This is a genomic window from Mesorhizobium sp. AD1-1 (assembly GCF_020164655.1).
GTDB classification, from domain to species: Bacteria; Pseudomonadota; Alphaproteobacteria; order Rhizobiales; family Rhizobiaceae; genus Mesorhizobium; species Mesorhizobium ciceri.
Genome location: NZ_JAIUGP010000001.1, coordinates 754,752 through 766,795, shown reverse-complemented (window position 1 = coordinate 766,795; position 12,044 = coordinate 754,752). Strand labels below are relative to the sequence as shown.

The 12,044-nt window shown below is 64.7% G+C and carries 9 protein-coding genes; 4 read left to right on the top strand and 5 right to left on the bottom strand.

Going from position 1 to position 12,044, the window contains the following annotated elements; genetic code table 11:
- Window positions 1-142 precede the first annotated feature (142 nt).
- Window positions 143-2,683, bottom strand: coding sequence for a Wzz/FepE/Etk N-terminal domain-containing protein (locus tag LB519_RS03490; RefSeq protein ID WP_224618699.1), 2,541 nt, complete (start codon window positions 2,681-2,683; stop codon window positions 143-145).
- 198 nt (window positions 2,684-2,881) lie between these two features.
- On the opposite strand from LB519_RS03490, the gene LB519_RS03485 reads away from it, so the two are divergent.
- On the top strand, window positions 2,882-4,177 hold the full coding sequence (locus tag LB519_RS03485) for a lipopolysaccharide biosynthesis protein (RefSeq protein ID WP_224618697.1): 1,296 nt from the start codon (window positions 2,882-2,884) through the stop codon (window positions 4,175-4,177).
- A gap of 79 nt (window positions 4,178-4,256) precedes the next feature.
- Here the strand turns inward: LB519_RS03485 and LB519_RS03480 are convergent, their stop codons facing one another.
- Genes LB519_RS03480 through LB519_RS03470 form a run of 3 tightly spaced genes read right to left on the bottom strand, consistent with a single transcriptional unit; the run spans window position 4,257 to window position 7,140 of the window.
- A complete protein-coding gene (locus tag LB519_RS03480; protein ID WP_224618694.1) occupies window positions 4,257-5,180 on the bottom strand; it encodes a DUF6492 family protein in 924 nt (307 codons plus the stop codon).
- Window positions 5,177-5,971 carry a WecB/TagA/CpsF family glycosyltransferase gene (locus LB519_RS03475; protein ID WP_024504805.1) on the bottom strand — a complete coding sequence of 265 codons (795 nt, stop codon included), beginning with the start codon at window positions 5,969-5,971 and terminating at the stop codon, window positions 5,177-5,179. Before LB519_RS03475 ends, LB519_RS03480 begins: the two co-directional genes overlap by 4 nt.
- Complete coding sequence (locus LB519_RS03470; RefSeq protein WP_224618693.1) at window positions 5,968-7,140, bottom strand: glycosyltransferase family 4 protein; 1,173 nt, start codon at window positions 7,138-7,140, stop codon at window positions 5,968-5,970. The genes LB519_RS03475 and LB519_RS03470 overlap by 4 nt, the downstream gene beginning before the upstream one ends.
- A 172-nt stretch (window positions 7,141-7,312) precedes the next feature.
- On the opposite strand from LB519_RS03470, the gene LB519_RS03465 reads away from it, so the two are divergent.
- From LB519_RS03465 to proC, 3 genes are read left to right on the top strand one after another with little or no spacing between them, the layout of a single operon-like run.
- Complete coding sequence (locus LB519_RS03465; protein ID WP_224618692.1) at window positions 7,313-8,311, top strand: glycosyltransferase family 2 protein; 999 nt, start codon at window positions 7,313-7,315, stop codon at window positions 8,309-8,311.
- Window positions 8,280-9,614 carry an O-antigen ligase family protein gene (locus LB519_RS03460; protein ID WP_224618691.1) on the top strand — a complete coding sequence of 445 codons (1,335 nt, stop codon included), beginning with the start codon at window positions 8,280-8,282 and terminating at the stop codon, window positions 9,612-9,614. Before LB519_RS03465 ends, LB519_RS03460 begins: the two co-directional genes overlap by 32 nt.
- 60 nt (window positions 9,615-9,674) lie before the next feature.
- Complete coding sequence (gene proC, locus LB519_RS03455) at window positions 9,675-10,490, top strand: pyrroline-5-carboxylate reductase (RefSeq protein WP_224618690.1); 816 nt, start codon at window positions 9,675-9,677, stop codon at window positions 10,488-10,490.
- 4 nt (window positions 10,491-10,494) lie between these two features.
- On the opposite strand, the gene LB519_RS03450 is transcribed toward proC, so the two are convergent.
- Complete coding sequence (locus tag LB519_RS03450; RefSeq protein WP_224618689.1) at window positions 10,495-11,811, bottom strand: NAD(P)H-dependent oxidoreductase; 1,317 nt, start codon at window positions 11,809-11,811, stop codon at window positions 10,495-10,497.
- Window positions 11,812-12,044 lie beyond the last annotated feature (233 nt).

Genomic DNA, 12,044 nt, shown 5'->3' with positions numbered 1-12,044 from the left:
TCCGGAAGCGACCCGCTTTTCGATCTTTCACAGCGTGGCATCTTCACGAAAAATCCAACATGCAATCCCGCCAAAGCGCCGTCCCATGCCGTTTACGCGAAACCGGCATGTTTTTGTACGGCACCGCGCAGATTTTTGTGGCTCAGAAGTAGCGGCGGCGCGTGCGGCTCTCGGTCAGTTCGCGAACCGCTTCGCGGAATTCGCGCAGGCTGGCGCGGATTTCCTCGATTGGCGCTTGCTGCTCGGCATCCTCCACGGCCCGCGACGGCTCCGCCGATCGCTGATGAGGCTGAGGCGCCTGCTGCTGCGCGACGGGCGGCTGTGGATAGGACTCGGAAGCGGGCTGAGCCGGATCGGGCTGCTGCCCGGCATTGGCGGCCGGCATCGATTGCGGATAGGGATAGCCCGGCTGCTGCGCGTAGCCCAATGGCTGCGCGTAGGGATAGAGCTGCGGCCCGGAATATGGCCGCTGCGTCATCATGGGAGGCGGCAGTGGCGGCTGCGCCGTCTGCTGCGGATGGCCGCCGGGCTGGAAAGGTGGTGCCGGATATGCTGTCGCGACCGCCTGCCGGGGCTCGAAGGCCGGCGCCGGCCGGGGATAGGCGCGGTATTGCGGATCCTGCGTTGGCTCCCCGTTTTCGGCAGAGGCCCATTCGATGGTATCGAACGGCTCCTCCCGGGATGGCCTGCGCGAGACGGACTTGTGCAGCCTCGACAGCAAGGCACCGATCCGGCCGGGACCTTCGGCCGGCGAGACCTCGGCTTGCTGGACAGGCGGTGGCGCGGCCGGCGGTGGTGATGCAGGCGGGGGTGTCGATGGCTGCGGCGCTGGTGGTAATGGCGGCGCCGGCGGCGGCGCTGCCCGATATGCCTTGTCTTCGTAAGGCGTCCGGCGTTCGTCCGCGCCATGGTCGCGACGCGAGCGCGAATTGGCGGTGTCACGCAGGCTCTCATAGGCGCCACGCATGGCTCCGAGGCCAATGCCGGAGGCGAAACCCAGCAACAGGCCGGCGAGCGCGACCACGACCCGCGACGGCCCGTTCGGCTCAAGCGGCGCGAAGGCCTTCGAGATCACATTGATGTTGGCGGTGTTGATGTCCTTCTGCTCGCCGGTCTCCTTGGCGCGCAGCAGGTACTGTTCGTAGACGGAACGCTTGGCGGTCGCCTCGCGCTCCAGTTCGCGCATCGACACGAGGTCGCTGTTGACGTCGCCGCTGCGGACCTTCAGCTGCGCCAGGCGAGAGGCAAGATCCTGTTCGAGCTGGACGGCGCGCTTGAGGTCGACCTGCAGCGACGAGCCGATGCGGCGCAGCTCCGAGGCGATGCGGTCGCGTGCGCCGGCAATCTGGGCATTGATCGCCTGGAGTTCGGGGTGACGCGGGCCGAGCCGGATGGCGGCGCGGTCAGCTTCCTGCTTGAGCGACGCATATTGCGAACGCAGATCGCTCATCGTGTTGGAGTTGATCTCCTCCGGCAAGGTACCGGTGAGAACCGAATTGACGTCGACCGAACGCGCCGAGGCCGCCCGGGCGTTGAGTTCCAGGGTCCGGGCGCGCGCGACCGACAGCTGCTCGTTGAGTTTCAGCATCTCGTCGTCGCTGATGAGATGGCCCTGCGCGTCAACGAGATCGTGCGTGGCCCTGAAATCCTCGACCTTGCGCTCGGCTGCCTCGACGCCCTTGCGCAACTCGTCAAGCCTGGCCGTCAGTTCGTCGGTGGCGCGGCCTGCGGTGTCCGACTGTATCTGGCCGAAAGTCTGCAGGAAGACATCCGTCATCGTGTTGGCGATGAGGGCCGATTTTTCGCCATTCTGCGTGGTGGCGCTGACGGTGATGACGAAGGTCTTGCCGCCGCGCTCGACCGAAAGGCTCTCAGCCAGATTGCCGACAGCAAGCGCGCGGCGACGGTTGTCGTCGACACCCCCCGGCCCATCATTGCGGGACAGGATGGAGCGAATGAGCGACATGACACTGAGGCCGCCGCCTTGCCCATTGAATTCCGGGTCGTTGACCAGATTGAGCTTGTCGACGACCTTGTTGAGAACAGTGCCTGATGTCAGCACCCGGACCTGGTTCTCGACGATGGCCAGCGTGGCGTCGGAAGCGACGACCGACTGGGTGAGATCGCGGTCGGTGAGCTTCAGGTCGCGCGGGTCGACGATCAGTTCGGTGGTGGCCTCATATTTCTTCGGCGTCGACAGCGCGATGGTGATGCCGAGCGCGGCGCCCAGCAGTGTCGTCGTCACGATCAGCAGCTTCGACTTGCCGACACCGCGCACGACCTGCATCGGATCGATCAGCGGCTTCCACTGCTGGCTGTCCGTGCCGTCGTTTCGGGATAACGACGCGTCGCCTGCAGCGTAAGGTTCCGATGTATGATCGGCGCGACGTGCGCCAGCGGTTTCGGCGGCACCGGGCTGTGTCCGTGGCGTGGTTTGCGCGCGGTAAGCTTGCTCATGATCCCCGTCGGCCGCGACCGGATCCCCCGACAGTTTCGGGTTGCGCGCCTCGCGCTGCGAGCGGGCGAGGCGATGACGCGTGGCGGCGTCCTCGCGCCATGACGGGTCTGCCCGGTCGCCGATCGAGACCAGCGACGCGTCGGGTTCGTCGCCACGCACAGCCTGGCCCAGCGCCAGCAACGAGCGCTCGCGCTTCCAGTCTTCGCGGTTTTCCCTGTCGACCATCGTCTGGAACTTTACCCTTGGCGACCTGCGAACGGAGATTGGCCATTCGTTAAGCCACGCTAAACAGGCATGGAAAACAAAAGGTTAATTTTCCCGCGCCGAAGCGTCGGTTTCTCGTTTCGGTTGCATCTATTTTCGACACAAGCCCAGCCGCCAGAACGGCACGTTAAGTTTTCCGGCCTAGGCTCTCCTTGAGACATGACGCAGGCCAGTGACATACCGCAAAGGCGGCCCCTCGCCCGGATCGGCAGCTTTTTGGCCGAACGACGGGGGCTGCTTCGCGACTATTTCTCAGCGATCAGCGGTGCCGGTGGGCGACTGGTGTTTTCGCTGGCCTATTTCATCGCGCTGGCCAACACGCTGTCGATATCCGAATTCGGCATGTTCGCCACGGCGTCGGCGGCCGGCGTCATGCTGTCGCGCATCCTCGCCTTCGGGTTCATCTCGGCGCTTTACCGCACCGCCACCATCCGCCCCAATCTGATCGGCACCTTTTCCGCCGGCTTCCTGCTGCTCGGCGTGCTGTCGCTGCCGCTGCTGGCCGTGGCCTCGTTCGGCGTCTATCTGCTTTTCTTCGCCGACACCGTGCCGCTGTCGGTGTTTGCCGCAATCGTCTTTGCCGAGGCGCTGTTGTGGCGGCCGGTGGAGGTGGCGCTGATCGTCAACAACGGCCTGGGCAAGTTCGGCCGTGCCGCGCTGCTGGCCATCCTGGCGACCGCGCTGCGGGCGCTCGGCGCGGTGCTGTTCATGTTCTCAGCGCAACACAGCGTCTGGATATGGTCCTGGTTCTATATCGGCGCCAATGCCGCCTCGCTGCTGATTGCCTTCGGCTTCTTCTACCCGCGCCAGAGGCTGCGGCTGCGCGTCGAGCTGTATCTTCGGCGATTGGCCGATTCCATCTATGTGGCCGGCGCCGAAGTGCTGTTCTACCTGCAGATGGAGTTCGACAAGCTGCTGGTGCTGGCGATCGGCGGCCCGCATCTGGCCGGCATCTACGCCATCATCATGCGGCTGGTAGACCTGACGGCCATTCCGATCCGCACCTTCTCGATGATGCTGGTGCAGCGCATGATGCGCGCGCCGGAACTGTTGTCACGGCTGGCGGTCAAGAGCGGCATCGAAGGCGGCGTTTTCGCGGTGTCGACGCTGGCGCTCTTGACGCTCGGCATCGTGCTGCATTTCTTCCCCAATGCGCTCGGCAAGAATGTCGCCGAGGCCGCCCCGCTGGTGGTGCTGGCAATCTGCGTGCCGGGATTGCGCAATCTGGTCGAATACCAGGCCGAGCTTTTGTTCGCACGCGGCCAAACGCTGGTGCGGGCGCTCAATCTCGGCCTGCTCGCCGGATTGAAGGCGCTGTTGCTGACTTATGTGCTGACGACCATCCTCGACACGCCGAAGCTGGTGCTGTCGCTCAATGTCGTCTTCCTGCTTCTGTATCTCGCCTCGACGCTGCTCACCTATTCGGCGATGCGCAGGCCGGCCAAACCCGTCTAGGACTTTCTCATTTGTACATGACTTCTGGACAAACGGAAATCGTTGTCCGAGAAAACCGGTTTCCGCTTTTCGGGATGATCTAATCCAGCCCAATCAGACGGCGGATGCGGCCGATATCGGTGCCGATGAAGGATTGCATGCCGATCGCCACCTGCTCCGGCGCCATGGCGGCAACGAAGCGGCGGAACTCGTCATCCGAAAGCGCTTCGCCGGTCCAGTGCACGCGGCAGAACTCTTCGGAACCGTGGAAGTGGCCGGCTCCGTCCAGCAGATCGTCGACATAGCGGCCGTAGATCATGCATTCGGAGAATTTGCGCGCCGAACCGACGACCTCGACCCAGTTGCGGCCATGGACCTTCTCGATCTCGCCGCACATGGCCAGCACGGTGTCGCGCCGCCAGGCGATCAGCGTCGAGATGTAGTCATGGATCGACGTCCGGGACGGGTCGATGCCGAGTGCCGATCCCGCATTGCGCGACCAGATGCGATGCTCCTCATGACCTTCGTCCGCCAGCACAGCGTCGCGGCGGAACAGGCGCACCTTGCCGTCGCGCCAGAAGGCGCTGCAGTCGAAAGGTTTCAGGAACGCAACATCGGAATCACAGAAGATGAGCACGTCTTGAGATGCATGCGCCGAGATGGCGATGCGGCGCAACTGCTGCACATGCCAGCCGCGCAGCGGCTGCGTCTTCAGGCTGAGCCAGACGCGCCGGCGAAACAGGCTGAGCGGGTCGTCGAAGGCGTGCAGCCAGCGCGGCAGCAATTCCCGCTCGTCGACCACCGTGCGGCGGCCGGTCTCCAATTGGCGAAACAGACTGACATCGCGATGCTCGACCAGGATGTAATGGTGCGCCGCGCCGGAAACGTGGCGATCAAGTGTCTCGCACAGCAGGCGACAGCGCTCGAAATCGGGCGCATAGCTTGCCGTCACGATTGCCGCCGTCGGTGTCTGCCGAAGCGGGCTTGGCTCGACAGCGGCACCTGGCACGAACCTGCTGTTCATTTGATATCTCCCGCGGCTTCGGGCGCAAGCGAGAATTTCTGCCTGACGACGCGCAGCAGGAACAGCGGGTTGCCGACCACATAGCGGCGCCACAGGCGGCCCGGCTCGACAGCCAACCGGAACAGCCATTCGAGCCGCAGCCGGCGCATCCACAAGGGCGCGCGGGGCACCGCGCCGCTCAGGAAATCAAGCAACGCGCCGACGGCGATCGGCAGCGTGCAATGGCGCGCGTCGATATGGCGTTCGATCCACAATTCCTGGCGCGGCACGCCCATGGCCACGAGCAGCACGTCGGGCCGAAGCGCGGCAATCCGGTCGACGATTTCCTGCTCCTGCGAAGGGGGGAAATAGCCGTCATGGATCACCACGAACCGGTGCTGCACGGCCAGTGCCGCCAGCTTGACCGACGCCGCTTCTGCGTTGACGCGCGTCGCGCCGAGCAGCCCGACGGTCAGCGGCGTCGTCGAGGCCTGCAGGAAGGCCGGGACGAAATCGGTACCATTGAGATTGTCGGGAAACGGCGCCCCGTAGAGGAGCCTCGCCGCCAGATCGATGCCGATGCCGTCGGGCAGGATGAGGAAATCATCGAGTGCTTCGGCGAACACCGGGTCGGTATAGGCGATGTTGGCGTTGTGGGCGTTGAGGAAACTGACCTTGGTGAAGCGCCGCTCGGCAATCAACCGGTTCAGCAGGGCGATGGCATCGTTCCAGCGGACCGCAACCACCGGGATGCCAAGGATCGTCTTCAGCGTGTCGAGCCCGAACGCGGCGCGGGCGGAATGCATGTTCATGCAAACGCCTCCTGCCTGAGAGGTGCGAGCTTTTCGAGGCCGAGCCGGATGGCAGCGTCGAGCGCCTTGACCTGCGAGCCCCGGAACGCGCTGCCGTCAACGTCGCGGATGTCGGCCGCTGCAGCCTCGAGAGCCCTGGCGAAGGCAACGGGATCGTCGGTGACGACGCAATTGGCCGGACGGTGGTCGATGCCGCGCAGCGAACGGCTGGTGGCGACCGAAGGCAGGCCGAGCTCGAAGGTTTCGATTGTCTTCAACTGGACGCCGCTGCCGGCGGTGCTGATCAGCGGGATGACGGCAGCACCGCGCACGAAAGCTTGCGCGTCGGGCACGCGGCCGACAAATTCGACACCCGGGTGCTTCGACGCGACGCCCGAAGGCATGTGGCCCGCAATGCGGATGCGGAAATCGGGCCGCAGATGCGGCACGACCTTGCCCAGGAACCAATCGAGGCCGATGCGGTTCGGCTGCCAGGTCCAGGTGCCGATCAGGGCGGCGTCGCAATTGGTGCGGCGCGGGCTTTTCAGGGTTGGCGCCTGGGCACCGGTCACCAGCGGCAGCACCGCCGAGCGGTTGTCGGAGGCGACACCGAGTGCGGCGCGGTCTTCCTCGGCCAGGGTGAAGACGAAGCGCGCCCGGCGGCAGAGACGCTCTTCGACGGTCTTGAGCAGCCTCGCCTCGCGGCGAAACAGCAGGCGCTGGAAGAGACCGTCGGCGGCAGCGGCATTCTCCCGCGCCGAAAGATGCTCGACATTGTGGGCAACGAAGATCGAAGGCCGCTCAGCGAACAGCTTTTCGAAGGCGCCGGCGAACTGCACGGAATTCAAGACATAGCCGTCAAACGGTCCGGCACGCTCAATGGCAGCGAGAACATCGCTGTCGGACACGGCGCGCAGCTTGACCGACGCGAAGGTGAGGCCCGAAAGCAGCGCCTTGCCGACCCAGGCCAGCTTTTGCCGCGCGGAGGCATTTTCCGTGCGCACGTCGATCGCACCCAGCACCACGGTGTTTTCGGGGTCGTCCGCGGGTTTTCCCGGCCAGGTAAAGCCGATGACGGTGACGCGCGCGCCAGCGCGCCGCAAGGCAGCGATGATCGCAGCGTTGGCGATCTCGTAGCCCGAGGCGAGAGCGCCGTCGGGCACGATCGATGTGGCGAACAGCAGATGCATCTTACCTATCCAGTGGTGTAGCCGGTAGCAAAGTGCGGTGAACCCTTGATTAAGCCTGCACATTCGACGGCCGAAAGCCGCTGCCTGGCGGGCTTCTCCGTACAAGGTGATTAACGAAACCTTATCAACCGTGGTGCTACCAGAGCCCAACTCACCATGTGGCTGGACACGGATGATCCCTTTGCCATCGGACGGTTCGGTATCGGTCGCGGGACGCACGCCGCGGCTTGACGTCGAGGCCGTCGAAGCCGTCGTCACCTTGCCGACCTTCAAGCGTCCCGAGCAGGTGCTGGAAACGCTGGCGTCGCTGCGCGCGCAGCAAACCGGCAGACGCTTTGCCGTGATCGTCATGGAGAACGAAGCCGAGGCGCGGGCCGGCGCCAAGGCGGCGCTGCCGCTGTTCGAGCGGGGCGAAATGCCGGGCCTGGTGATCATCGCGCATGAGCGCGGCAATTGCAGCGCCTACAATGCCGGCTGGCAGACAGCCATCCTGCAATTCCCGAACTTCAGGCATCTGCTGGTCATCGACGACGACGAGATCGCCGATCCGCAGTGGCTGGAACGGATGTGCCTGGCTGCCGAAACGCTCGGCGCCGACATTGTCGGCGGCCCGCAGGTGCCCGTGTTTGCCGACCCCGCCCATGCGCGATGGGCAGAGCATCCGGTGTTCGCGCCGCCTTACCGGGAAACCGGACGCGTGCCGGCGCTCTATTCGTCGGGCAATCTTCTGGTCGGGCGCAACGTGCTGATCGCCATGGGTCCGCCCTTTCTCGATCTCAGATTCAATTTCATGGGCGGCGGCGATTCCGACTTTCTCAGCCGGTCGGTGCAAAAGGGCTTTGTGCTGGGCTGGTGCGCCGAGGCCAAGGTGCTGGAAACCGTTCCGGCGCGGCGTATCGAAGCCGACTGGATCCGCGCCCGCAGCCTGCGCAACGGCGTCATCTCGACACTGGTCGAAAAGAAGAAGCGCGCCGGCACGCCAATGGCCGGCGCCAAAGTGTTGCTGAAGAGCCTGGCACTGCTTGCCGCCTCGCCGTTTCGCGGCCTGATCCGGCTGGCGCGGACCCGATCGCCGGCGATCGCCATTTACCCCGTCCATGTGGCGCTGGGCCGCGTGCTGGCCGAATTCGGATATGCCAATGAGCAATACCGCCAGCCTGAGAAAAACTGAGCGCGCGCCGCTCAGCGACGCGTTCACGCGCGAAGGCGTGGCCACCGCCATTGCCGCGCTGCTGTTCACCGTCATCATGGTGTCGTTCCGGCCGTTCCAGCCGGGCGGCGCCGAACTCACCGGTCAAGGCGGCGACATCGTCAACCAGCTTGGCTTCGGTTCGCTCGGCGCCATGTCGATCTTCTCGCTGATGGCCTTTGCCGATCCGCGCGTGGTGCGCTCGCTGCTGAGCCCATCCTGGGTGTTGATGCTGGGCTTCTTTTTCCTCTCGGTGATCCTGTCGACCGATCCGCCTTCGGCCATGCGCGCCGCCTCCTTCACGCTGATCGGCATCCTGACGATGGCGACGATCCTGGTGCTGCCGCGCGACGCCGAAGCCTTCTCGAAGGTGATCATCTTCACCGCCGTCGTGGTCATGGGCCTTTCCTATCTCGGCCTCATCGTGTTTCCGCACGAGGCGATGCACACAGCCGACTCGCAGGAGCCCGAACATGCCGGACTGTGGCGCGGCGTGTTCACCCACAAGAACATTGCCGGGCCGGTCATGGCCTGCCTCAGCTTCGCAGGCCTCTATCTCTACCGGCGCGGGCAGCGCTACTGGGGCGCCGGGATCTTCTTCGCGGCGATGATCTTCATGCTGCACACCGGCTCCAAGACGACAGCCGGCCTGGTGCCGTTCTCGATCCTGATCGTCATGTTCCCGAGCCTGATAGGCATGCGGCTCGGCACGCCGATCCTGTTTGCGCTGGCCATCATCGCCACGGCTGTCGGCACGCTGGGCATCGTCTTCCTGCCGCCTGTGAAACATCTGGCGGCGATCTATTTCCCCGGCATGACCTATACCGGCCGCACGACGCTGTGGGAGTTCGCCGGCAGCATGCTGGCGAAGAAGCCATGGACCGGCTACGGCTATGAGAGCTTCTGGGGCACGCCGCTCTTGCTCAACCAGGACCAGCCCTTCGACCGGCCGTGGGACATCAGAACCATCGTGCACGGCCATGACGGCTATCTCGACATCGCCGTGCTGATGGGCATTCCGGCACTATGCGTGGCGGTCTACACCTTCCTCATCGCGCCGCTGCGCGACTACATGCGCATTCCGTTGCGCAGGGAAAACATCTTTCTCGGCGACTTCTTCATGATGGTGGTGCTGTTCACGGCGCTTAACGCTTTCCTCGAAAGCTTCTTCTTCCATCGCGGCGACCCGGTCTGGCTGTTCTTCGTGCTCGGCGTGCTCGGCCTCAGGCAAGTGTCGCTGCGGCCAATCGCGGTGCGCGATCCCGATCGCGGCTCGCGATCCTGATGGGGCTTCCCCAGGGAAGCGCCAGCGTCTATGTGAAGGCCTTCCTTTGGAGGGCTTTCGATGACGATCAGGCTTGTTCTCGCCGGCTGCGGCAATATGGGCTACGCCATGCTCTCGGGCTGGCTGAAATCCGGCAAGCTCGCGCCGTCGGCGGTTTTCGTGGTCGAGCCCAATGCCGATCTGCGCAATCGCGCGGCAACGCTGGGCTGCGCGACATCAGCCGATGCCGGTAGCATACCGGCCGATGCCCTGCCCGATCTCGTCGTCATCGCGGTGAAGCCGCAGGTGATCCGCGACGTCACCGCTGGTTACAAGCGCTTCGGCGACGGCCGCACCACCTTCGTCAGCATCGCCGCCGGCACGCCTGCCGCCACCTTCGAGGAAATTCTCGGCAATCGCGCGCCGATCGTGCGCTGCATGCCCAACACGCCCGCGGCGATCGGCAAGGGCATGATGGTGGTGTTCTCCAACAAGCTCGTGTCCGATGACACCAAGCGTTTCGTCGCCGACCTTTTGTCGGCGAGCGGCGAAGTGGCCACCATCGACGATGAGGGCCTGATGGATGCGGTGACCGCCGTGTCCGGATCGGGACCGGCCTATATCTTCCATTTCATCGAAGCGCTGACGGTTGCCGCCGAGAAGGCCGGTCTGCCGACGGCGACCGCCAAGCTGCTCGCCATGCAGACCGTCTATGGCGCCGCCTCGCTCGCCGCCGAAAGCGGCGAGGAACCGGGCGTGCTGCGCCAGCAGGTCACCAGCCCCAACGGCACGACGGCCGCGGCGCTGGCCGTTCTGATGGGCGAGGACCGGCTGACCAATCTGCTGACGCAAGCGGTGGAGGCTGCGCGGCTGCGGTCGGTCGAACTGGGGAGATAAATCCTCAGCTTGTCCCGTACAGCATCTCATCCTGCAGCCGGCGCAAGGCGAACAGCCTCGTCGTCTGGTCGGGCGACGCATTATCCGCCGTCAGCAATTCGCCTTTCGTGACCGGTTTCAGCACCTTGCCGCCCTCGAGCAGGCCGACCGGCACGGCGCGCTGGGCGCGGGCTTCGCCGACGGTCATCGTCCAGGAGCGGTAACAAGTCTCGCCGATCGCATCGAAGGTCTCGCCGGCGACTAGGTCGCGCTTGGCAACGGCGCAGACTTCGGCCACGGGCCGCGGCAACGGCACCATGTCGGGCTTGCCGAAAAGCACGATGCGGGCTGCGGTCAGCGGCACTTCCAGCGACGTCAGATGATAAGGCCGGAACAGGCTGTAATAGGGGCCGTGGCCGATATGTAGATCGTCCATGCGCTCGATGATGCGCGGATGCGTCGCCTCGACGATGACGAAGACGCCGGGCGCGACGCCCTTGCCGACCGTGTAGTCGACGACGCCTTTCTTCGTGAGCAGACCGCCATCCTCGCGCGGGATGAGCACCTTGGCGAGGTCGTCGCGATCGGCCTTGGGGCCGTGCATGCCGGGGACGTCCGGCACCAGCCCGGTGGCGTTGGCGATGGCGCACATCTCGACCATGGTCTTGGAGCCGTCGACGAACTCGACCAGCATGCGCGGGTTCATGTTGCGGCGGATCGCTTCGGCGCGATAATCGTCCGGTACGGCATCGTGGTTGAGCGGGTTGTTCTTGCCCTTGCCGGCCGACACGATGGTCAGCCCGAGCGCCGACGCAAACTCGATCAGTTCCATGCAGCTCGACGGCTCGTCGCCCGCACCCACCGAATAGACGACGCCAAGCCGGTCGGCCTGCTGCTTGAGATAGCAGCCGATGGTGACGTCGGCCTCGACGTTCATCATCACCAGATGCTTGCCGTGCTCCATCGCCATGAGGTCGAAATCGGCGGCGACGCCCGGCTTGCCGGTGGCGTCGATGACGACGTCGATCAGCGGATTGGTGACCAGCATCTCGTTGGATGTGACGGCGATTTTTCCCGCCTCGATTGCCGCGGTGACTTTCGAGGCGGTGTCGGCTTCGACCGCCATGGCTTCGTCGCCATAGGCGATGCGGATAGCGTCGCGCGCGGTGTGCGGGCGGCGCGTCGAGACGGCGCAGACCGAAATGCCCGGCATCAGCATGCCCTGCGTGACCAGATCGGTGCCCATTTCGCCCGAACCGATGACACCGATGCGCACCGGGCGGTTCTCGGCGGCACGCTTGGCGAGATCACGGGCAAGCCCGGTCAGGGCGACGTTGGTCATGCAGGAATGTCCACAGCTTCGTGATTTGGGGTCGGATAGCAGGGAATGGGTTCTATTTGCCAACGAAACCCGGTCGCGACCGGCAATTTCCCACGAAATCGTCTCGGAAGGCACGTCCGCCGGGGCTCGATTCGCCGAAGCCCAACCAATTGACATTGCAGCGGACAACCCCAATAAAACATTCGTTTGTCAACAAAGGCAAATGTTCACCGACGCGACAGTCGGGAAGCATT